The following is a 22454-nucleotide window of genomic DNA, read 5'->3' on the forward strand; positions in this document are numbered from 1 at the left end:
TCCTTAGCGGGTTTCGTTGAAGAGTTCGCGACCAATCAGCATGCGGCGGATTTCGCTGGTGCCCGCGCCGATTTCATACAATTTGGCGTCACGCAGCAGGCGTCCGGCAGGGAATTCATTGATATAGCCGTTGCCGCCCAGAATCTGGATCGCGTCCAGTGCCATTTGCGTGGCGCGTTCGGCGCTATAGAGAATGACCCCGGCAGCGTCCTTGCGTGTGGTTTCGCCACGCTCGCAAGCGGCCGCAACGGCATACAGATAGGCGCGGCTGGCATTGAGCTGGGTGTACATATCGGCGACCTTGCCCTGGATCAACTGGAATTCGCCGATGCTCTGGCCGAACTGTTTGCGGTCGTGAATGTAAGGCACGATCAGGTCCATGCACGCCTGCATGATCCCGGTGGGGCCGCCCGAAAGCACCACGCGCTCGTAGTCCAGGCCACTCATCAATACCTTGACCCCGGCGTTGAGGGTGCCCAGCAGGTTTTCTTCTGGCACTTCAACATCGTCGAAAAACAGCTCGCTGGTGTTGGAACCGCGCATGCCGAGCTTGTCGAAATGGCTGCTGCGGCTGAAGCCTTTCCAGTCGCGTTCAACGATAAACGCGCTAATGCCGTGTGCGTTTTTTTCCAGGTCGGTCTTGGCGTAGATTACATAGGTGCTGGCGTCCGGGCCGTTGGTGATCCAGGTCTTGCTGCCGTTGAGCACAAAGTGGTCGCCGCGCTTGTCAGCGCGTAGCTTCATCGACACCACGTCGGAACCGGCATTCGGTTCGCTCATGGCCAGTGCACCGACGTGTTCGCCGCTGATCAGCTTGGGCAGGTACTTGAGCTTCTGTTCGTGGGTGCCGTTGCGGTTGATCTGGTTGACGCAGAGATTGGAGTGGGCGCCGTAGGAGAGGGCAACCGATGCCGAACCGCGGCTGATTTCTTCCATGGCCACCACATGAGCCAGGTAGCTCAGGCCGGTGCCGCCGTATTCTTCAGGGACCGTGATGCCAAGCAAGCCCATGTCACCGAACTTGCGCCACATATCGGCCGGGAACAGGTTGTCCTTGTCGATTTGCGCCGCTCGTGGCGCCAGTTCGGCGGCAACAAAGGCCTGGACCTGATCGCGCAGCATGTCGATGGTTTCGCCCAGGGCGAAGTTCAAAGTCGGATAGCTCATGGGGCACCTTGGATCATTGTTCTTGTGGAGGCGTTTACTGCGTCGCCATTGATAACCTTTACGTTAACGTAAACTTGGCGGTCGCGACTGTCAACGACCTTTACGTTAACGTCAACTTAGGCCAGAGTAATTGCTATTCTTCAATTGAGCGGGCGCAGGTAGTGCGCCTTGTTCATGCTCCCAAAACAATCACAAGAGGAGTTGTCATGAAGCTGCAATCCGTCCCCAGTTACAGCCAGGGCGCGCAGGACAAGGCGCTGCTGGCAATGACCATCGGTCAGGCTTTTGACCGCACCGCTGCGCGTTACCCTGAGGGGGAAGCGCTGGTGGTGCGTCACCAGCAGCAACGCTTTACCTGGGCGCAATTGGCCCGGGCAGTCGATCTGCATGCCAGGGCGCTGCTGGCCCTGGGTTTACAGGCAGGGGATCGGTTGGGGGTGTGGGCACCCAATGGTGTCGAGTGGTTTATCAGCCAGTTTGCCAGCGCCAAGATCGGCGTGATTCTGGTCAATATCAACCCGGCCTACCGGCTTTCTGAGCTGGAATACGTACTCAAGCAGTCGGCGTGTCAGTGGCTGGTGTGCGCGGGGGCGTTTAAAACATCCGACTATCACGCCATGCTCCAGGAGCTGATTCCGGAGTTGGCCGAGCACTCGGTCGGGGCGCTTGAATGTGCACGCTTTACCGACCTGCGCGGTGTTATCAGCCTGGTCCCCGAACCGCCTGCGGGCTTTCTGCCCTGGTCGCAACTTGGCATATTGGCTGAGCAGGTTACGGTTGATCAACTGCATACCCGCGAAGCCAGCCTGCAGTTCGACCAGCCGGTCAATATCCAGTACACCTCGGGCACCACGGGCTTTCCCAAGGGCGCGACCCTTAGCCACCGCAACATTCTCAACAATGGTTATATGGTTGGTGAAAGTCTGGGGCTGACGGCTGATGATCGTCTGGTTATCCCGGTACCGCTCTATCACTGTTTTGGCATGGTGATGGGCAATCTGGGTTGCGTGACCCATGGCACGACGATGATCTACCCCAGCGAAGCCTTTGACCCGGGCCTGACCCTGCAAGCGGTGGCCGAGGAGCGCGCCACCGGGCTGTATGGCGTGCCCACCATGTTTATTGCCATGCTCGATCACCCGCAGCGGGCCGGGTTTGATCTGTCGAGCCTGCGCACCGGGATCATGGCCGGGGCCACGTGCCCGATTGAAATCATGCGTCGCGTCATCAACGAAATGCATATGGGTGAAGTGCAAATTGCCTATGGCATGACCGAAACCAGCCCGGTGTCGATACAGACAGGGCCAGCCGATGAGCTGGAATTGCGGGTAACCACTGTGGGCCGCACCCAGCCGCACCTTGAGAACAAGCTGATCGATGCCGCAGGCAACACCGTTGCCCGGGGTGAGATCGGTGAGCTGTGTACCCGGGGTTACAGCGTGATGCTGGGCTACTGGAGTAACCCGCAAGCGACCCGTGATGCCATCGACAACGAAGGCTGGATGCACACCGGTGATTTGGCGCAGATGGATGAGCAGGGCTATGTGCGCATCGTGGGGCGTAACAAGGACATGATCATTCGCGGTGGCGAGAATATTTACCCGCGTGAGCTGGAGGAGTTCTTTTTCACCCACCCGGCAGTGGCCGATGTGCAGATCGTGGGCATACCGGACGCCAAGTATGGTGAAGAGATCGTTGCCTGGATCAAGTTCCATCCCGGTCACGCGGCCAACGAACTGGAGCTGCAAACCTGGTGCAAGTCGCGTATTGCGCACTTTAAAACGCCGCGCTACTTCAAGTTTGTGGAGACCTTTCCCATGACCGTGACCGGCAAGATCCAGAAATTCAAAATGCGCGAGATCAGCATTCAGGAGTGTGTGCCGCGAGGCTGAAACCTTGTGGGAGCGGGCTTGCTCGCGATGGCATCACCGCGGTTTATCTGATAGACCGCGGCGACTGCATCGCGAGCAGGCTCGCTCCCACATGTGCATTGAAAATGTATCTGCGAAATCTCGAATTCCAGACAACACAAAGGGGAGCCGAGGCTCCCCTTTAATATGTCGTGCATGCTCTTTTTTTATTATTGAAGGGCGGTTTATTGTTGTTTTTGGAACTCACCCTTTGCTGCGTTTTTTTGCGACCCCCATCCGGGGTCAAGAGCAAACGTATTTTTTTGAGCGCTGATCCACTTTTATCACTGGCTATCAAACCCGTGATCCAACCTGTGCATGTGCTACCTGAAGGTAGTTTTATTTTTCTCTGCGCGGTTGCGAGGTGGCTTTTGGGCCCTCGGAAAAGCAAACCCTCTCCAAAAAAATCTGTTAGCTGCGTCTCTGCCGTGTTGTTTTTGTTATGTCAGAGTCGTTTCGTATTGTTTTTATTATGTTGCTGCGGTTTTTATTCTTGTTATGCCATAGAGATAGCAGGAGCCGTGCCAACTTTTAAAAAGCCTTTAAAATCAATACGTTATATTTTTAGGCAATAAAAAACCGGCCATGGGTATGGCCGGTTTGTTTCCGTGTTACTCGTTTGGGGTGAGGCGAGGTAACACCCCGGAACACTTTTCAGCCCTGACGGGCCCTGGCTACCCGGGATCCGGTAACACGGCCCAGCACCTTGCAGATGTGTTCACCGGCCAGTAACAGTTTGTCCATGTCCACCCCGGTATCGATACCCATGCCGTTGAGCATATACAGTACATCCTCAGTAGCCACGTTACCGCTGGCGCCCTTGGCATAAGGGCAGCCGCCGAGCCCTGCGATCGAGCTGTCGAACACCGCGATGCCTTCCTGCAGGCTGGCGTAGATATTCACCAGTGCCTGGCCGTAGGTATCGTGGAAATGCCCGGCGAGTTTTTCCCGTGGCACCCAGGCTGTTACCGCCTCGAACATCGTTCGCGTGGCCGTTGGTGTACCGGTGCCAATGGTGTCGCCCAAAGACACCTCGTAGCAGCCCATGGCGTACAGTTCTCTGGCTACCTGCGCGACCTGTTGCGCACTGACCTGGCCTTCATAAGGGCAACCAAGCACGCAGGACACATAGCCGCGCACGCTGATGCCATGCTGTCGTGCCGCTTCGATGATGGGCACGAAGCGCGCCAGGCTTTCGCTGATCGAGCAATTGATATTGCGTTGCGAGAAGGCTTCGGATGCGGCGGCAAATACCGCGACTTCCTTGACCCCGGCCGCCACGGCATCTTCAAAGCCGCGCATGTTCGGTGCCAGGGCACCGTAGACCACCCCCGGCTTGCGCCGGATTTGCGCAAAGACTTCGGCCGAGCCGGCCATTTGCGGCACCCACTTGGGCGAGACAAAGCTGCCGACCTCGATATAGCCCAAACCGGCGTCGGTCAGGGCGTCAACCAGTTGCACCTTGTCGGCGACGCTGATGGGTTGAGCCTCATTTTGCAGGCCGTCGCGCGGGCCTACTTCTACCAGGCGCACATGGGTTGGAAGTGTCATGGGGGATCACCGTCTGTGTGGGGTAATACCCTGTGGGAGCGGGCTTGCTCGCGATGGCATCGACGCGGTATGCCAGATACATCGCATTGTCCGCATCGCGAGCAAGCCCGCTCCCACAGGGTGTATCAGCGTCTAATTGGCAGCCTGGCTATTAATGGTTTGCTCCAGCGCCTGGATACAGCGTTCTTCGGCGGTATCGAGCTCCAGCTGCATTTGCTGGATATCCAGTAACTGCTGTTCCAGCTGTTCACGGCGCTCGGCGATTTTGGCCAGCATGCTGTTGAGCTGCTTCTGGTTGCCGCTGGTGGGGTCGTAAAGCTCTATCAGCTCGCGGCATTCGGCCAGGGAGAAGCCGATGCGCTTGCCGCGCAGGATCAATTTCAGGCTGACTTTGTCCCGTGCCGAATACACCCGCTCCTGGCCGCGTCGCTCGGGGGCGAGCAGGCCTTGCTCTTCATAAAAACGAATGGCGCGGGTGGTAATGTCGAGCTCGCGGGCAAGGTCGGAAATACTGTACGTCTGGCTGCTCATGGGCGGGCTCTGGAGGAATCGTGTGGTTAAACTAATGCGTGGTTGACGTTTACGTCAAGCAAGCTGGCAGCTTCGGATTTCTGTTGTTGCTGGCACAGCTCGATCAATTGCTCGCGCATCCAGCGATTGGCCGGGTCTTGCTCGGTACTTTCGTGCCAGTACAAATGGGTTTCCACATTGGGCAACTCGTTGAGGGGCAAGGGCACAAAGTGCAAGGCATGGCGGCGGGCGAAACGCTCGGGCACGGTCATTGTCATGTCGGTTTGTTGCAGCACATTGGAAGCCATCAGGTAATGCTGGGAGCGCAGGGTGATTTTGCGTTGCAGGCCCATTTTGCCCAGTGCCAGGTCCACTTCACCCAGGCCATTGCGTCGGGTCGAGATATGGATATGGGTCAGTGCCAGATAGTCATCGAGGCTCAGGGCTGCCTTGCCGGCCAGTGGATGGCCCTGGCGCATGGCGCACACATAGCGGTCTTCCATCAGCTTTACATGGCGCACCTGCGGGTCGGTATTGAGCGGCGCATCCACCGCAAAATCCAGGCGTCCGGCCGCCAGGTCACTGGTGGTCTCACGCCTGTGCGAGAGAAAACTTTCGACCACCACCGATGGTGCCTGACGCCGCAGGCGCTGGAACAGTGGCGGTAAAATCACGGCCTCGGTCAGATCGGTCATGCTGATGCGGTAGGTCTTGTTGGCTTGCAGCGGGTTGAAGGTGCGGCTTTCCTGCACCGACACGCGCAACAGCGCCAGGGCGCTGCGCACCGGGCTGATGATGTTCTGTGCCATGGGGGTTGGCACCATGCCCTGGGCGGTGCGTACAAACAGCGGGTCGTTGAAACTCTCGCGCAATCTCGCCAGGGCATTGGACACGGCTGGCTGGGTAATACCGATAATTTGCCCGGCGCGGGTCAGGTTGGCTTCGGTGTAGATGGCATCGAAGACGATAAACAGGTTGAGATCGACCTTGTTCAGGTTCATGGCGCAGGGCTCTTGTTATGAGTGATGGGCAGCGGCTGAATCATATATTGCTTATGAATGGTAATACACGCTGTTAATAGGTGGCGCAAATAAAGGGTGGCTGTTCTAGCATCGCTTATCACTTTTCGACATTCCCGGTAAAAGGTAGCCACCCATGGATTTCGCTTATTCCCCGAAAGTTCAGGCACTGCGCGAGCGTGTAACGGCGTTTATGGACGCTTATGTTTACCCGGCGGAAGCGATTTTCGATCAGCAGGTGGCTGAAGGTGATCGTTGGCAGCCGACCGCGATCATGGAAGAGCTGAAAGTCAAAGCCCGGGCTGAGGGCTTGTGGAACCTGTTTCTTCCCGACTCCGCACGGGGTGCCGGCTTGACCAATCTGGAATACGCGCCCCTGGCTGAAATTATGGGTCGCTCGATGTTGGGTTCGGAGCCGTTCAATTGCTCGGCTCCCGACACCGGCAATATGGAAGTGCTGGTGCGTTATGCCAGCGCGGCGCAAAAACAGCAGTGGCTGGAGCCGCTGCTGCGTGGCGAAATCCGCTCGGCGTTCGCCATGACCGAGCCGGACGTGGCCTCATCGGATGCCACCAATATGGCTGCCCGTGCTGTGCGCGACGGTGATGAATGGGTGATCAATGGCCGTAAATGGTGGACTTCCGGTGCCTGTGACCCGCGCTGCAAAATCATGATTTTCATGGGGCTGAGCAATCCCGAGAACCCGCGCCATCAGCAGCACTCGATGATCCTGGTGCCCGTCGATACGCCGGGGGTAAAAATCGTGCGGCCATTGCCGGTGTTCGGCTACGACGACGCGCCCCACGGCCACGCTGAAGTGCTGTTCGATAACGTGCGTGTGCCATACGAAAATGTCTTGCTGGGCGAAGGGCGCGGCTTTGAAATTGCCCAGGGTCGCCTTGGTCCTGGACGTATTCACCACTGCATGCGTTCGATTGGCATGGCCGAGCGGGCATTGCAACTGATGTGCAAACGCGCGCTGGGCCGCACCGCATTCGGCAAACCGCTGGCGCGCCTGGGCGCCAATATCGACAAAATTGCCGACTCGCGCATGGAGATCGACATGGCGCGGCTGTTGACCCTTAAAGCGGCGTATATGATGGACACCGTGGGTAATAAAGTGGCGAAAAGCGAAATCGCCCAGATCAAGGTAGTCGCCCCGAACGTTGCCTTGAAAGTGATTGATCGGGCAATTCAGATGCATGGCGGGGCAGGGGTTTGCGGGGATTTTCCGCTTGCCTATATGTATGCCATGCAGCGTACGTTGCGCCTGGCCGATGGCCCGGATGAAGTGCATCGGGCAGCGGTGGGCAAGTTTGAGCTGGACAAGTACGCGAAAAATCCAGGTTAACCACACTCCTGTGGGAGCGGGCTTGCCCGCGATGCAGGCAATGCGGTGTGTCAGCCATTGCGCAGTGATGCCATCGCGGGCAAGCCCGCTCCCACAGGTAGTTTGTTTTACTTAATACACCCACACCTCAACCCGACGATTCTTGAGGCGGCCTTCATCTTCGGTGTTGGCCGCCACTGGCATTTGTGCGCCATAGCCGCGAATTTCGCGCAGTACCACGCCACTTTTAACCAGTTCGCGACGTACCGCCATCGCCCGCAATTTCGACAGTAGTTGCGCTCGCTCCGGGTCATCCTTGGGGTCACCAAAGCCCACCAGCGTTACTTCCTTGTTGAGCTTGCCGTTGGCTTTCAGGTAGTCGACCACGCGCAACAAGTCCTGACGCGCCTTGTTGTCCAGTGAAGCGCTGCCTTCTTCAAAACGAAAATTGACTGACAGACGCTGTGCCTGTTTCGTCAGCGTTTGGTAGTCCTGTGGCATATGTGCTCCGGGCAGAACGCTACCGGCCCGCACGCTTTGCGCCACAAAACCGTTTTGCGCGACGATGGCCTGGCCTTTAGCGCTTTGGGTGAACGTCACCAGTGCCTTGGCCCAAGGGTTGTTACTAACGGCAGGCAAGTAGAAAAAAAGCCGCCGCGACAACGGGTAATCCTCGCTGGCAATCAGGCTGGTGAGTGGCAACATCGGCTGAGATGCGCCGTCGACTATGGCTACCGCCCTGGCCTCACGGATATAAGGCAAACCGATAAAACCAATGGCTTGCGGGTCGTGACTGACAGCATCAGACAACTGTTCGCTGGATTCGAAGCGTTGCGCGGTACTGCTCAAGGCCTGCCCGCTGCGATTGAGGACCAGTTCTTTGAACGTCTCCCAGGTGCCGGACTGATCATCGCGGGCATATAAATGAATCGCACCGCCGGTACCGCCCAATTGCTCCCAGCGGCTGATCTGGCCGCTGAAAATCTGCGCCAGTTGTTCGGTGTTGAGTTGAGTGAGCGGGTTGCGCGGGTGAAGAATGATCGCCAGGCCATCGATGGCGATGACCTGCTCGGCGTCAGGGCTTTTCAGGTCGCCCAGACGCTCAAGATCGACCAGCTCGCGATCCTTTACCGGCCGCGATGAGGCGACCATATCGGCTTGCCCGGTAGCAAGGGCGGTGAAACCAGTGGTCGATCCGTGGGCGGCGACATCCACACGAATCCGCCGGCCCTGGGCGTCGGTGCCGACAATACTGTGCTCGTTGGGCGGGATCACCGGCACGCTATGGATATCATGCAGGCCTTGCTCGGCGAGCATGGCTGCCACCAGTGCCGGGCCGAGGTTGGCGCCGATGGTGTTGGAGCCCTGGATACGCAGGTCGGCAGCAATGGCCAGGTTGGCCATCGCGCATAACAGGGTCAACGACATAAAGCGCAACATCGGCGGGCACCTTCCTGGAGCCATAGAGATGGCTGCAATTTAAGTCAGAAAGGTTGCAAAATGATGAAAGACTAGTCGGTTGTGGGGGCGGGCTTGCTCGCGATGCAGGCGCTGCGCTCTGTCAGGCTTGCCGAGGTGATGCCATCGCGAGCAAGCCCGCTCCCACGATCAGTTCAGCTCAATTCCAGCCAGATCGGCGCATGGTCTGACGGCTTTTCCATGCCGCGCAGGTCATAGTCGACGCCCGCTGCCTTGATCCGTGGCACCAGTGCCTGGGAAGTGAGGATCACGTCAATGCGCAGGCCACGCTTGGGTTCGTCTTCAAAACCGCGGCTGCGGTAGTCAAACCAGCTGAAACGGTCGGCCACGTCCGGGTGCAGGTAGCGGAAACTATCCACCAGTCCCCAGCCCTTGAGGCGCTCCAGCCACTCGCGCTCTTCCGGCAAAAAACTGCACTTGCCGGTTTTCAGCCAGCGTTTGGCGTTGTCCGGGCCGATGCCGATGTCGCAGTCCTGCGGTGAGATATTGATATCGCCCATCACCACCAGCGGTTGTTCATTGCTGAACTGGCTCTCAAGCAAGTGTTGCAAATCGCTGTAGAAGCGCTGCTTGGCCGGGAATTTGGTCGGGTGATCGCGGCTTTCTCCCTGTGGGAAGTAACCATTCATGATGGTCACCGGCTGGCCGTTTTCGTCAGCGAAAGTGCCCCAGATAAAACGGCGCTGGGCGTCTTCTTCGTCGCTGGCAAAGCCTTTGTGCAGTTCCAGAGGCGCCTGGCGCGAAAGCAGGGCAACGCCGTAATGGCCTTTTTGACCATGAAAGTGCACGTGATAACCCAGCGCTTCGATCTCGGCGAGCGGGAACTGGTCGTCATGCACCTTGGTTTCCTGCAGGCCGATCACGTCAGGCTGATGTTTCTCGATCAGCGCTGCCAGCTGATGCGGCCGAGCGCGCAGGCCATTGATGTTGAATGAAACGATTTTCATGGGCGGGCAGTCCTGAGCAAAACTGCGATGCTAGCGGACTGTCGCCTCAGCGGCCAGCGTGCAGTGGGGCAAATGCACTGCTAACGTAGGATGCACTTGGTCATGATTGAACTGTTGTGGCCCTCGGGGGTTCGTACGCATAAGAAGCGCCGCTATCCAGGCAGCGCCGGGGAGTTGATCGCATGACGCAAACATCGAACGCCACCAGTCAGATCCAGTTGCTCGACAGTGGCTATTCAAGAGAAGCGCGTTCGTTGTTGTATCAGGCTTATCGCCATGAACCGACGTACCGCTTTCTGTTCAATGCCGATCGCAGCGGTTACGAACAACGGGTTCGCGCTACGGTGCGGGAACTGGTCAGGCAGCATTTTTTTCAGGACTTGCCCGCACTGGGGTTGCTGGTCAATGACCGGCTGGTGGGTATTGCCCTGATTGCGCCACCGCAACGGCGCCTGGGGATTACCGAAAGCTGGGCCTGGCAGTTGCGCATGTTGCTCAGCACCGGTTTGAACTGCACGCGGCGCTATCTGGATTTTCACCAGGCGGTGCAGGCCTGCGTTCCGGGGGATGCGGTGCATATGCTGCCGCTGCTGGGTATTCACCCCGAATTCCAGGGTTTGCATTACGGTGAGCAGTTGCTTGAAGCGGTGCATAACTGGTGCGCAGAGGACCAGCATTCCGAAGGCGTGGTGCTCGACACCGGTAACCCGCACTACCTGGAATTTTACAAACGTCAGGGCTATGTGCAGATCGGTGAAGTCGCCATTGGGCCAGTGGTGGAGCATGTGTTCTTCCATGCCAACCCGCAGGTGTCACATACAGCAACGGCTTAAACACGACTTTTTGCCCGTTGGCGCGCTCTATGAGCACCCCAGCCCGTGATAGCATCCGCGCCTATGAAGTTCCCAGGAAGATTTACCAGTGGTGTTGTCCTGCTGCTCAGCAGTTTTGCGGCCTTTGCCCAAAGCGAGTTGGTGGTCAAGGTCAAACCGGCAAACGACGCCCTCAAGGCCAATGTGGAAGGCTATATCGGCAGCCTCGGCGATCGCGACGAGAAAGCGTTATTGCGTTTTCAGCGTGGCGCGCAGGAGCAGGCCCTCAAAGCTTCCCAGGCCTTGGGTTACTACCAGCCTACGATAGAAGCCGAGGTCAAACCCGGCGATCCGCCGCGCCTGGTGTTGAGCATTGATCCCGGCGAGCCGGTGCATCTGCGCAACGTCAATGTGCGCGTTGAAGGTCCGGCCGCTTCGCTCAAGGCCTTTCAAATCCCCGCCAGTGATGATCTGAAGCCGGGTGCAGTGCTCAACCAGGGCAACTACGAAGACGCCAAGCGCCTGATCCAGAACCGAGCCCTGCGCTACGGTTTTTTCAATGGCAAATTTACCCGACACGAACTGCTGGTCGACCCCAAGGGCGGGTTTGCCGATATCAATCTGGTCTATGAAAGCGGGCCGCGCTTTTTGCTTGGCAAGGTTAGCTTTGCCGGTGATGCACCCTTCGACCAAACCCTGTTACAGCGCATGGTGCCGTTTACCCCGGACACTCCGTACGATTCGGAACTGGTCGCCGAGCTCAATCAAAACCTGCAAAGCAGTGGCTATTTTGAAGTGGTACGCGTCGATGCCGCGCCAAGCACTGCTGTGGGGCAGGTAATTCCGGTCGACGTCGATCTGGAAACTCGCAAGCCGCGAACCATGACCCTGGGCCTTGGCTATTCGACCGACACCGGTGCCCGGGGCAAGGCCAGCTGGATGCGGCACTGGGGCAACCCACGTGGCGACAGCTACGGCTTTGAATCCGAAATTTCCCAGCCCAAGCAAAATATTGGTGCCTGGTATGACATCCCGCTGGACCCGCCGCTGACCGACAAACTGCGCCTTGCCGCGGGCTATCAGAATGAAGAAATCGCCAACACCGATACCCTGAGCAAATTGCTTACGGTCGGCCCCGAATGGCACAGCAAACTGGATAACGGCTGGACCCGTGTTGTGTCGCTCAGATGGCAGCACGAAGAATACCGCCTGGGCGATGACTCGGGCCTGAGCACCTTGCTGATGCCGGGCGTCAGCTATTCGGTCTTGCGCAGCGACAACCGCATCGACCCCAGCCACGGCTATAGCGTGACCACGGATATGCAAGTGGCCAAGCAAGGGTTGCTGTCCGATACCAACCTGTTCCATGGTGATGTGCAATTCAAGGCGCTGACTACCTTGTGGGAAAAACACCGCTTTTTGGGGCGGATTCAGTTTGGTGGAAGCGCCACCAACGGCTACAAATCGATTCCCCCGTCCTTGCGTTTCTTCGCCGGTGGCGATCAGAGCGTGCGCGGCTATGACTATCAAAGCCTGTCACCGAAAAACTCCGACGGCGATCGTATCGGTGGGCGTTACATGCTCGCCGGCAGCCTCGAATATCAATATCAGTTCGCTGAAAAATGGCGCTGGGCGACTTTTGTCGATCAGGGCAATGCATTTAACACACTGGACTTCCCGAGCCTGAAAACCGGGGTCGGTGTGGGTATTCGCTGGATCTCCCCGGTTGGCCCCATACGTCTGGATCTGGCCCATGCGCTGGATGACGATGGCGGTGTCCGTTTGCACTTCTCGATGGGGCCAGAACTGTGATTCGTGGTTTGAAAATAGCGGGCCTGGTGGTGTTGGCGTTGGTGCTGCTAGTAGTTGTCAGTGTGGGCGTCATACTCGGTACGCAAGCGGGCAGCCGCTGGGTACTGGGGCAAGTACCGGGCTTGCAGGTGGATAATTTTGCCGGGCGCCTGGGCGGTCAGTGGGGCGCCGATCATCTGCTCTGGGAGCATGGCACCAGCCGGGTCGAGGTGGATCGGCCGATCTTTGCCTGGTCGCCGGGCTGCCTGATGCGCATGACCCTGTGCATCGATCAGTTGCAGGCCGAGAAGATCAGCCTGCAATTCCCGCCGAGCGAAGACAGCAGCAGCGGCCCGATCAGCCTGCCAGAACTGAAATTGCCGCTGGCGATTGAGGTCGGGGTAGTCAAAGTCGGCAATGTGCTGTTCAACGGCATTGAGCAGCTCAAGGGCATGCAGATGTCGGCGCAGTGGACAGCCAAGGGCTTGCAGATTGATTCGGTGCAGGTCGAGCGCGAGGATCTGAATGTTGAATTGTCCGGCTTGCTGCAACCCAATGGCGACTGGCCGTTGACCTTGCAAGGTAATGTCAGCCTGCCTGCACCGGGTGACAAGCCGCTGGCGGTGGTGCTCAAGGTTGATGGCAATCTGCGCAACACCCTCAACCTGGCGGCCGACACCAGCGGGTATCTTACGGCGCACCTGACGGGCGAGATCCAGCCATTGGCGGATAACCTGCCCGCCCAACTGAAAATCACCGCCGAGCCGTTCAAGGCCAGCCCTGATCTGCCGGATACCCTGATACTCAATCAGCTTTTGCTGACGGCCAAGGGTGATCTGAAAGACGGTTATGAATTGAATGGCAGTGCCACATTGCCAGCTGAAAAAGAACCGGTAAACCTGCTGCTCAAAGGCCGGGTAGATGCCAAGGGTGCGCAAATTGCCGCCCTGGACCTGACCGCCAATCCACAGCAACGCCTCAAATTGTCGGGGCAAGTGGACTGGCAGGAAGGCTTGAGTGCCGAAGCTAAAATCGACTGGCTGGAATTTCCGTGGCACAACCTGTACCCGGTGATCGACAAGCCTGATGTGGATTTGCGCACCTTTGTCGGGGAAGTGTCCTACCGCGATGGTAACTACCTGGGCAATTTCAAGGCCGACCTCGATGGTCCTGCTGGCAAGTTCAGCCTCAGCAGCCCGTTCAGTGGCGATCTGGGCAAGATCTTCCTGCCGCAGCTCAAACTGGTGGCGGGGCAGGGCAAGGCCGAAGGGCACGTCAATGTGCAGTTTGCCGATGGCGTGGCCTGGGACACGGCGCTGGATCTGAGCGCGATCAACCCGGCGTACTGGGTGGCCGAATTGCCGGGTACTCTGGCAGGGCCGCTACGCAGCAAGGGCTCCTTTAAAAATGAGCGTCTTGAGGTCGATGCCAACCTTGATCTCAAAGGTCGCTTGCGCGGCCAGTCAGCGATGCTGCAGGCCAAGGCCACCGGTGCGGGCGAGGCCTGGACGGTGAGCGCGCTGGATATTCGCCTGGGCGATAACCGCATCAATGGTAGCGCCAGTCTGCAGCAGCAACTCAAGGCCCGCCTTGATCTCAATATGCCGCGTCTGGGCCAGTTGTGGCCCGAACTGCGTGGTCAGCTCAAGGGCCGTGTTGATCTGGACGGTACGTTCAAGGCTCCGCAAGGCAAGGTGGAGCTCAATGGCCAGCAACTGGCATTTGCCGACAACCATCTGCAAAGCCTGACCCTGGATGCCAGCCTCGACCGTAACCAGCGTGGCCGCATTGATCTTAAAGGCAGCGGTATCCGCGCCGGTGATACCGAACTCGGCGTGCTCACGGCCAACGGCAGTGGCGATATCAAGCGCCAACAGCTGAAACTGGCCCTGCAAGGGCCAATGCTGCAGTTGGGGCTGGCACTGGATGGCGTTCTGGATAAAGACAACTGGCGCGGGCGTCTGGTCAGCGGTGACGTCAAGGCCGGTGGCCAGGACTGGGTGTTGCAAAACCCGGCGCGGCTGGAGCGTCTGGCCGATGGCCGGCTTAATCTGGGCGCGCAGTGCTGGATCTCGGGCCCTGCCAGCCTGTGCAGCGAAGAGCAGCGTCTGGTGCCTGATCCGAAGTTGCGTCTGCACCTCAAGCAGTTTCCCCTCGACAGCCTGGCACAGTGGTTGCCCAAGGATTTTCAGTGGCAGGGCCAGCTCAATGCTGATTTGCTCCTGGACCTGCCTGCCAGCGGGCCCAAAGGCCAGATCGTGGTGGATGCCAGTGGCGGCACGTTGCGTTTCAAGGACAAGGGCCAGTGGCTGGACTTCCCGTACCAGGCGTTCAAGCTCACCAGCAACCTGACGCCCAACCGGGTCGAGTCACGGCTCGACTTTGACGGTGGCAAACTGGGGCAGTTAATGCTGGCGGCGCGGATCAACCCGTTGCCCAAAAGCAAACCCATTACCGGCGAGTTCCGCCTGACCGGGCTGGATGTGTCGATGATTCGCCCGTTTGCGCCGATGGTGGAAAAGCTCACCGGGCAGTTGAACGGTTCGGGGACGATTTCCGGTGCATTACTGTCGCCCCATATCAATGGCAACGTGGCCCTGAGCGGCGGTGAGATATCCGGGCCGCAATTGCCGACCAACTTTGAAAACGTGCAGCTGTCTGTGGCTATCAATGGTGAGACGGCGCTGATCAACGGCGGCTGGACCAGCGGCGAGCAAGGCCAGGGCAGCGTCAGCGGCAATGTCGCCTGGGGCCAGGCGATGGCGGTCAACGTGCTGGTCAAGGGCAATCATCTGCCGGTGACGGTGGAGCCTTACGCCAAGCTGGAAGTGGCCCCGGACCTGAGGATCTCCCTTAATCCTGACAACACCTTGTTCATTGCTGGTCGGGTCAACGTCCCCAAAGGTGAGATCGTGGTTCGCGAATTGCCGCCTTCAACCGTCAAGGTTTCGGATGACACGGTCATCGTGGGCCAGCAAGCGGCTGATGAGGCCGCACCGATGCAAGTCGATATGGATATCACGGTGGTAGTGGGGCAGGAGCTGCTGACGTTCTCCGGCTTTGGCCTGAACGCCGACCTCGCCGGGCAGGTGCATATAGGCAACAACATGGACACCCGTGGTGAGTTGCGCCTGAACAACGGCCGTTACCGTGCCTATGGCCAGAAGCTGACCATACGCCGGGCGCGTTTACTGTTTGCCGGGCCAATCGACCAGCCTTATCTGGATATTGAAGCCATACGCCAGACCGACGACGTGATTGCCGGGATTCGCCTGACAGGCAGTGCAGAACAGCCCACTACGCAAATCTTCTCGGAGCCGGCCATGAGTCAGGAACAGGCGTTGTCTTACCTGATTCTTGGGCGTCCGCTGACAGGCACCGGGGAAGATGAAAACCTGCTGGCGCAGGCCGCGTTGGGCCTGGGCTTGATGGGCAGTTCGGGGATCACTACCAGTCTGGCCAACCACCTGGGGCTCAAGGACTTCGAGCTCGACACCGAAGGCAGCGGCAACAGTACGGCGGTGGTGGCCAGTGGCAAGATCAATGAACGCTTGAGCGTGCGCTACGGCGTTGGCGTGTTTGAACCGGCCAGTACCATTGCCCTGCGTTACAAGTTGAGCAAACGGGTGTATGTCGAAGTGGCGAGCGGTTTTGCCAGCTCGCTGGATATTTTCTACAAGCGGGATTTCTAACGTGCTGTGAAACAGCCTCATTTTGTGGGAGCGGGCTTGCTCGCGATGGCATCACTGCGGTTCGTCTGCCAGACCGCGTCGCCAGCATCGCAGGCAAGCAAGCTCCCACAGAATGTGTGGTGTGAGTAGCGTCAGAGTGTCAGCTGCTTCATCGTCTCCTCGCCATAGCGCAACCCGGCCACGGCGTTGGCCGGGAATATCCCTTGCAGTGCCGCCAGCTCGCTGGCGCTTAGCTTGACCTCCAGCGCGGCGACATTTTCCTGCAGATACTTGCGCTGCTTGGTACCCGGGATCGGGATCAGGTGATCGCCTTGAGCCAGCACCCATGCCAACGCCAATTGCCCGGCAGTCACGCCTTTTTCGGCGGCCAATTCTTGAACCTGTTTAACCAGTAACAGGTTTTTGGCGAAGTTCTCACCTTGAAAACGGGGATTGAAGCGGCGGAAATCGTCTGCGGCAAAATCGTCCGCAGTTTTCAGGGCTCCGGTCAAAAAGCCGCGCCCCAGCGGGCTGTAGGGCACAAAGGCAACCCCCAGACGCTGGCAGGCCTCAAGGCAGCCATTTCCTTCCTGGTCGCGGCTCCACAGTGAGTACTCACTTTGCAGCGCACTGATCGGGTGCACCTTGTGCGCACGCTCAAGAGTGCCAGCCGAGGCCTCGCTCAGGCCCAGATAACGAACCTTGCCAGCCTTGACCAGTTCGGCCATGGCGCCAACGGTTTCTTCAATCGGCACGTTCGGGTCCATGCGGTGCTGGTAGTACAGATCCAGGGTTTCAACCCCCAGACGCTTCAGGCTGCCCTCGATGGACTGGCGAATGTACTCGGGGCGTCCGTTGATGGCGCGAAAGGCCGGGTTGGCCGGGTCGCGCACAATGCCGAACTTGCTCGCCAGAAACACCTGCTCGCGTTTGCCGCGAATCGCCTGGCCGATCAGTTCTTCATTGCTATGGGGGCCGTAAATATCGGCGGTATCGAGCAGGTTGATGCCTAACTCCAGAGCGCGGTGCAAGGTGGCCACGGCTTCGCGGGTGTCGCTGCCGGTGGTGTAGAAGTCGGTCATGCCCATGCAGCCCAGGCCAATAGCGCTGACCTGCGGGCCGTTTTTACCAAGTTGGCGCGTGTGCATGCCAAGTGCTCCTGAGTGGGTGTAGGTCTATTCTTAATCTAGACAGTGGCAAGATAAACCGGGTAAAAGCACCATCACTGTTCGGATTTTCTAAACAATGGAGGGGCTATGGACCGTTTCAACGCGATGCTGGTTTTCACCCGCATCGTTGAGCTGGGTGGCTTTGCCAGGGCTGCCGATAGCCTGCAATTACCTCGCGCGTCGGTCACGGTACTGATCAAACAGCTGGAAGCGCACCTTGGTGTGCAACTGCTGCATCGCACCACCCGCCAGGTCAGTCCGACCCTGGACGGCGCTGCCTATTACCAGCGCTGCGTCAGCTTGCTGGCGGATCTTGAAGAGGCCGAGGGGTTGTTCAAGAGCAGCCAGCCCAAGGGCACGCTGCGGGTCGAGATGCCGGCTGCCGTGGGGCGTCTGGTGGTGTTGCCGGCGTTACCCGAATTTACGCAACGCTATCCGTTGATCGAGCTGGAAATCGGCCTTAACGACCGTCCGGTGGACCTGATTCGCGAGGGGGTGGATTGTGTGATCCGCGGTGGCTTGACCATGGACGACTCGCTGGTGGCGCGCCCTCTGGTGCAAATGGATCAAGTCACCTGCGCCAGCCCCGGCTATTTGCAAGCCCATGGCGTGCCGCACTCAATCGAGGATCTGAGCGGGCATCAGGTGGTGGAGTATTTTTCCAGCGTGTCGGGCAAACGCTACGGGCTGGAGTTTCAGATGGGCACCGAAGTGCGTCTGGTCGACTTGCCCAAACGACTGGCCGTCAACAGCGCCGAGGGGTATCTGGCGGCTTGTGTGGCCGGGTACGGGCTGGTGCAAACACCGCATTATCATGTGGCGCAACTGGTGCGTGAAGGGCGTCTGCAAGAAGTTCTCAGCGATTTTTTACCGCCGCGCCTGGCGTTGACCGCCCTGTATCCGCAGCACCGGCAACTGTCGCCGCGGGTGCGGGTATTTGTCGACTGGTTAGTGGATCTTTGCGCCCGCCCTGCAAGCGGTTTTCGTCGACCTGTGGGCAGCTAAACCCTGTTTGCAGTGTAATATGGCCCGCGGTTCAAGGCGGGCCCGCCCGCAATCTCGACATATTGGCGACATTTTTCGATTTTTTGCCTTACTTTCAGGAACAGGTTATGACCCCTTCGCAGCGCTTGAAATACTCGATTTTGATTTCACTGGTGGTTCTGGGAATCATGTTTGGTCTTTCGTACATGCAAAACGCCGGCATGATCACCGAGAAAATGTTCCAGTACATCGCCATCGGCGTGGCCGTGATTGTGGTGGTGATCAATGGCGTGATGCGCCGCAAGACCAAGATTTAAGCCTCAATCCTGCCTGTCAAAACTGCTTCAGCCTGTGGATGCAGGCTGTAGCTCTTGTCGCTGTTGAGCACCACCACCCCTTCGCTGCAAAGGCGCTTGAGTACTTCGCGCACACTCAGAAATGACAGTGGAATATCCAGCGCCTGCAAGTGGCTGTGCATGCCACGCACCCCGAGCCTGCGATCGTTGCCGGCCGCCGTCAGCAGCGCGTCAATGACCTTGAGTCGCACCAGGCTGGTACGCAGCCCGAAACACTTGAGCAAGTGGCGGATCCGTTCGTTGCCCTGCAAGGGAGCCAGCGCTTGCAGCAATCCGGGGTCGGGCTGGAAAGCTGCTTCGCGATGCTGGTGGCTACCGTCCGTTGGTATCTGGTTCTGCATGCAAAAAACTCCTTTTCAGAGCCTGATCAGGAAAAGAAAAAAGTGCTCTTACTTAACTAGACGAATGAGCGGCAGAAATCATGAACATTGGAATGTAGAAATTTTGTCGTGAATTCGTCTCAATCGCATGCGCGACCAGTGTGGGCGGGGGTTTGCAGCGATTATTAAATTTTTTTAATCGATTACGATGACAAACGGTTTTTACCGGGCTGGACGGGCGTTCAGTACCGGTTGACCTTCGCTATTGCGGCTCAGATACACCGGCAACACCTTGGGCAGGGCGGTCACCAGGTGGTTGATTTCCCGGGTATTGAACACGCCACCGATGCGCAACTTGCCGGTGGCACTGTCGGCCAGCGAAAGGGGGAGCTCGAGATAGCGGTTGATCAGGGGCAGGGCGTCGGCCAGTGACAGGTTGTCCAGCACCAGCTTACCGTTGCGCCACGCCAGGTCCGGTGAATTGGCAGCGGTCTGACTGATCTGTGCGGCGTAGTCGCCCGCCTTGTAGCGGGCCTGCATTCCCGGTTCCAGGCGCAAGCCGTCGCCACTGAGGTTCTTGTTGCTGGTGACCAGCACCGAGCCTTCCAGCAGCGTGACCTTTACCTGATCCTGATACATCCACACATTGAACTGGGTGCCGGTGACCCGCACCTGTCCCTCTGCGGCCTGGACCAGAAACGGGTGGGCAGCATCGTGGCTGACCTTGAAAAAGGCTTCGCCCTTGCTCAGGCTCACCTGGCGTCGGTCCTTGTAATTGCTGAAGGCCAGTTGTGTGCCCAGATTGAGCTCGACCTGGCTGCCATCGGGCAGGGTTACGGTTTGCGTGCTGGCATCGGCGCTAAAGCGCTCATAAGCATTGGGCACCCAGCCCAGTTGCCAACCGCTGTATGCCGCTACGGGCACTGCGAGAAGGGTGATGGCTGCGGCCACGGCAAAACGCTGCCAGGCACTGCGACGCGGTACTTGGGGTAACGGGATCACCCGGGCTGGCACCGGCGCGGAGCGTGTCAGGTGCTCACTGACCCCCCAAATATCCAGCATCGCTTCATATTCAATGGCGTGCACGGGGCTGGCGTTTAGCCATACCACGAAAGCTTCACGTTCCGCGTTGCTGCAATCGGGCTCGTGCAAACGCATGCACCACTGAGCCGCAGCTTCGGTGATGACATCGTTTTCGGCTTCTGTGTGGTGCGTTTCTCTCATGGGTTCTTCCCGGTTTTGCGCATTCTACCCCCCTGCTGGAGTTAACGAGAACATGAGCCATGTCAAAACCACGTCAATTAGCCCGATGGCCGGGATTTTCTCTGCTACGGTTGTTCCAGTCACATTGAGTACCAGACGCAACATCAATTAATGGAGTTAAGACAATGTTGAAGAAAACCTTTGCTGCTGTGATCACGACTGCTGCTTTGTTGAGTGCCGGTGCAGCGATGGCTCAGGCTGATCCGAACTGGGCGTTTTCCAAAGAACTGGTTGAAGTGCTCAAGAACAAGAACGGCTACACCGTGATCAAGAAAATCGAAGCCCAGGACCCGGCTGCCGGCATCTGGAAAGCTGAAGGGATCAAGAAGGTCGACGGCCTGGAATACGAAATTGTTTTCGATTCGACCGGTAAGGTGATTTCCGAGAAGAAAGACTGATTCTCGTCACCCGGAACGCATTGCCCGCTGAGCGTTTCAACCCGGCCCTGATCGTATGTTTGACAGGGTCGGGTGTTTTATCTTTTCACTTCAATTGCAGTGCCAGCCATTGCTCCCGGGTAATTTCCCACAGCTCGCTGCTAAACCTGCCGCTGACAAAGTCACTTTCCGTGCTTCTCACCAAACGCATCCCGCCCCGTTCCGAGATTCGTCGCGAACCCACATTGGGTGCCGCTTTGGGTACTCGCATCCGTTCACGGCCCAAGGTCTGGAACCAGTAGCTATCCACCGCCCTGCAAGCCTCGCTCATCAAACCCTGGCCTTGCCATTGCGGTGCCAGCCAGAACCCCCGGTTATTGTCGATGGTATCCATCAGGCTGATGCTGCCAATCAGTTGGTCGGGTTGTGACAGCAAGCGAATCGTCCAATGCCACTCTTCGCCACGGGCCATAGCCGGTAAGGCCACGTCACGCAGATAGTTCAATGCGCCATCGTCCGGGTAGGGCCAGGGCACGAGCGCGTTCAGGTAGCGCACGACTTCCCAGTGGGCAAAGCGTTCCTGGATAGCTGGCGCGTCGCTCAGGTGCAGGGGTTGCAGTATCAGTCGCGAGGTACGGAGAGTGGGTGGGGGCTGCATCGAGGGTGGCTCCTTGCCATTGATTTGAGTCGAGAGTACCGCGCAATGCCACCCATAAAAAAGCCCCCGCTAAACGGAGGCCTTGTGTCGATCGTTACATCAGGCGCAGGTATTAGCCATTGCTGCAACCGTTACCCATCACGCGGTACTCAAGTATATGACGCTGACCTTGATGGTCTTCATAGGTCATTTGTGCGGGTACCACTTCGCATACATCGGCCGCGGGGGACACGCTGATAACTTTGGCAATATCGAGGTCGGTGGCGTAAGTGTAATGTTCGACAGCGGGTTGTTGTTGCGCAACCTGAAGTTCGTCAGCCGCAGCCAGTGTTGAACAACCCATCAGTGCAAGAGCAATTAAATATTTCATTGTTGAGACCTTAAATCAATCAAGAATCACTGACTTCGATTGCCGTCGTGGCGGGAGAAGTTGCGGAGTCGTTTGGGTAAGTGACGCCGCACGAAGTACCGTGCCCTGTTTCAATGTTGCGTTGAGGGATGAATCTAGAATACGCCCTCGACGTATTTATTATAGTCAAAAGATCGCCAAGCAGTTTTTCCGGATCAGTAACAATCACTGCTTTTCAGGGGTGCACAACGAAAAAGCCCCCCTCAAAGAGGGGGGCTGGGGTCGCGTCCGTGCGTACAACCGTTGAGACTTAATGTGTGCTGCAACCATCACCCATGGCCTGATACTCGATAGTGTGGCGTTGACCCTGGGAATCTTCATAGGTCATGGTCGCCGGCACGACTTCACATACATCGGGCACAGTGGACATGCTGATGACGCGGGCAATGTCCAGTTTGGTGCCGTAGCTGTACTGTTCAACGGGCGGTTGCTGAACAGTGGAAGTTTCACCAGCAATAGCAAAAGTTGCAAAGCCGGCAAGTATAAGAGCAAGTAAGTTTTTCATATATATGGCCTCTAAAGTAATCAAGATGTAAAGCTGACTGACTTCATTTGCCGATGAGACGGAAGAAGTGACGGAGCCTGTAAAAGGATCAGGTGCGTACGAAGTACCGTGTATCAAGGTCAAACGATGTGCGAGTTATGTGAGTAAGGTTACGCTTTTCCAACAAAGTAAAAATACCTGATCGCAAAAGGCTCTGTTACTGCTCGGGTAACAATGTGGTGGCATT

At 57.9% G+C, this 22454-nt stretch carries 20 protein-coding genes; 8 read left to right on the forward strand and 12 right to left on the reverse strand.

Annotated elements, in window-relative coordinates; all coding sequences use genetic code 11:
• Positions 1-3 precede the first annotated feature (3 nt).
• Entirely contained in the window at positions 4-1167 is a 1164-nt protein-coding gene (locus ACZRMH_RS07950) for an isovaleryl-CoA dehydrogenase (protein WP_464012931.1), read from the reverse strand.
• Positions 1168-1373: 206 nt separating this feature from the next.
• Here ACZRMH_RS07950 and ACZRMH_RS07955 point away from each other — a divergent pair, with 206 nt between their 5' ends.
• Positions 1374-3059 (forward strand): AMP-binding protein, encoded by a 1686-nt coding sequence (locus ACZRMH_RS07955; protein ID WP_464012932.1) that lies wholly within the window; start codon positions 1374-1376, stop codon positions 3057-3059.
• 672 nt (positions 3060-3731) lie between these two features.
• Here ACZRMH_RS07955 and ACZRMH_RS07960 read toward each other — a convergent pair.
• From ACZRMH_RS07960 to ACZRMH_RS07970, 3 genes are all read right to left on the reverse strand, one after another.
• Positions 3732-4628, reverse strand: a complete 897-nt coding sequence (locus tag ACZRMH_RS07960; protein WP_464012933.1) for a hydroxymethylglutaryl-CoA lyase — start codon at positions 4626-4628, stop codon at positions 3732-3734.
• A gap of 132 nt (positions 4629-4760) precedes the next feature.
• Positions 4761-5159 carry a MerR family transcriptional regulator gene (locus tag ACZRMH_RS07965; RefSeq protein ID WP_464012934.1) on the reverse strand — a complete coding sequence of 133 codons (399 nt, stop codon included), beginning with the start codon at positions 5157-5159 and terminating at the stop codon, positions 4761-4763.
• A 26-nt stretch (positions 5160-5185) separates the two neighbouring features.
• Positions 5186-6139: a LysR family transcriptional regulator gene (locus ACZRMH_RS07970; protein ID WP_464012935.1), complete on the reverse strand. Its 954-nt coding sequence runs from the start codon at positions 6137-6139 to the stop codon at positions 5186-5188.
• 154 nt (positions 6140-6293) lie between these two features.
• Between ACZRMH_RS07970 and ACZRMH_RS07975 the strand changes: the two genes are divergently transcribed.
• A complete protein-coding gene (locus tag ACZRMH_RS07975; RefSeq protein ID WP_464012936.1) occupies positions 6294-7508 on the forward strand; it encodes an acyl-CoA dehydrogenase in 1215 nt (404 codons plus the stop codon).
• A 111-nt stretch (positions 7509-7619) separates the two neighbouring features.
• Here the strand turns inward: ACZRMH_RS07975 and ACZRMH_RS07980 are convergent, their stop codons facing one another.
• Complete coding sequence (locus ACZRMH_RS07980) at positions 7620-8927, reverse strand: substrate-binding domain-containing protein (protein WP_464012937.1); 1308 nt, start codon at positions 8925-8927, stop codon at positions 7620-7622.
• Between the two features lie 173 nt (positions 8928-9100).
• Positions 9101-9913 carry an exodeoxyribonuclease III gene (xthA, locus tag ACZRMH_RS07985; RefSeq protein ID WP_464012938.1) on the reverse strand — a complete coding sequence of 271 codons (813 nt, stop codon included), beginning with the start codon at positions 9911-9913 and terminating at the stop codon, positions 9101-9103.
• Positions 9914-10095: 182 nt separating this feature from the next.
• Here xthA and ACZRMH_RS07990 point away from each other — a divergent pair, with 182 nt between their 5' ends.
• From ACZRMH_RS07990 to ACZRMH_RS08000, 3 genes are all read left to right on the forward strand, one after another.
• A complete protein-coding gene (locus ACZRMH_RS07990) occupies positions 10096-10746 on the forward strand; it encodes a GNAT family N-acetyltransferase (protein ID WP_464012939.1) in 651 nt (216 codons plus the stop codon).
• 63 nt (positions 10747-10809) lie between these two features.
• Positions 10810-12537 (forward strand): autotransporter assembly complex protein TamA, encoded by a 1728-nt coding sequence (locus tag ACZRMH_RS07995; protein WP_464012940.1) that lies wholly within the window; start codon positions 10810-10812, stop codon positions 12535-12537.
• A complete protein-coding gene (locus ACZRMH_RS08000) occupies positions 12534-16208 on the forward strand; it encodes a translocation/assembly module TamB domain-containing protein (RefSeq protein WP_464012941.1) in 3675 nt (1224 codons plus the stop codon). The genes ACZRMH_RS07995 and ACZRMH_RS08000 overlap by 4 nt, the downstream gene beginning before the upstream one ends.
• A 131-nt stretch (positions 16209-16339) precedes the next feature.
• Here the strand turns inward: ACZRMH_RS08000 and ACZRMH_RS08005 are convergent, their stop codons facing one another.
• Complete coding sequence (locus ACZRMH_RS08005; RefSeq protein WP_464012942.1) at positions 16340-17335, reverse strand: aldo/keto reductase; 996 nt, start codon at positions 17333-17335, stop codon at positions 16340-16342.
• A 108-nt stretch (positions 17336-17443) separates the two neighbouring features.
• On the opposite strand from ACZRMH_RS08005, the gene ACZRMH_RS08010 reads away from it, so the two are divergent.
• Positions 17444-18361: a LysR family transcriptional regulator gene (locus ACZRMH_RS08010; protein ID WP_464012943.1), complete on the forward strand. Its 918-nt coding sequence runs from the start codon at positions 17444-17446 to the stop codon at positions 18359-18361.
• A gap of 107 nt (positions 18362-18468) precedes the next feature.
• Positions 18469-18657, forward strand: a complete 189-nt coding sequence (locus tag ACZRMH_RS08015) for a hypothetical protein (RefSeq protein ID WP_016782366.1) — start codon at positions 18469-18471, stop codon at positions 18655-18657.
• On the opposite strand, the gene ACZRMH_RS08020 is transcribed toward ACZRMH_RS08015, so the two are convergent.
• Both ACZRMH_RS08020 and ACZRMH_RS08025 read right to left on the reverse strand, forming a co-directional pair.
• Positions 18654-19037: a fe2+ zn2+ uptake regulation protein gene (locus ACZRMH_RS08020; protein ID WP_464012944.1), complete on the reverse strand. Its 384-nt coding sequence runs from the start codon at positions 19035-19037 to the stop codon at positions 18654-18656. The two genes, ACZRMH_RS08015 and ACZRMH_RS08020, sit on opposite strands and share 4 nt — an antisense overlap.
• A 201-nt stretch (positions 19038-19238) precedes the next feature.
• Positions 19239-20240, reverse strand: a complete 1002-nt coding sequence (locus ACZRMH_RS08025) for a FecR family protein (protein ID WP_464012945.1) — start codon at positions 20238-20240, stop codon at positions 19239-19241.
• 164 nt (positions 20241-20404) lie between these two features.
• On the opposite strand from ACZRMH_RS08025, the gene ACZRMH_RS08030 reads away from it, so the two are divergent.
• The gene (locus ACZRMH_RS08030; RefSeq protein WP_464012946.1) at positions 20405-20677 is read left to right on the forward strand and encodes a PepSY domain-containing protein; all 273 of its coding nucleotides are present in this window, start codon (positions 20405-20407) and stop codon (positions 20675-20677) included.
• 85 nt (positions 20678-20762) lie between these two features.
• Here ACZRMH_RS08030 and ACZRMH_RS08035 read toward each other — a convergent pair whose 3' ends face one another.
• The 3 genes from ACZRMH_RS08035 to ACZRMH_RS08045 form a co-directional block, all read right to left on the reverse strand.
• Entirely contained in the window at positions 20763-21314 is a 552-nt protein-coding gene (locus ACZRMH_RS08035; RefSeq protein ID WP_464012947.1) for a GNAT family N-acetyltransferase, read from the reverse strand.
• 112 nt (positions 21315-21426) lie between these two features.
• On the reverse strand, positions 21427-21684 hold the full coding sequence (locus tag ACZRMH_RS08040) for a DUF2790 domain-containing protein (protein ID WP_464012948.1): 258 nt from the start codon (positions 21682-21684) through the stop codon (positions 21427-21429).
• Positions 21685-21973: 289 nt separating this feature from the next.
• On the reverse strand, positions 21974-22228 hold the full coding sequence (locus ACZRMH_RS08045; protein WP_464012949.1) for a DUF2790 domain-containing protein: 255 nt from the start codon (positions 22226-22228) through the stop codon (positions 21974-21976).
• Between the last annotated feature and the right edge of the window lie 226 nt (positions 22229-22454).

This window comes from Pseudomonas sp. B414 (assembly GCF_055408445.1).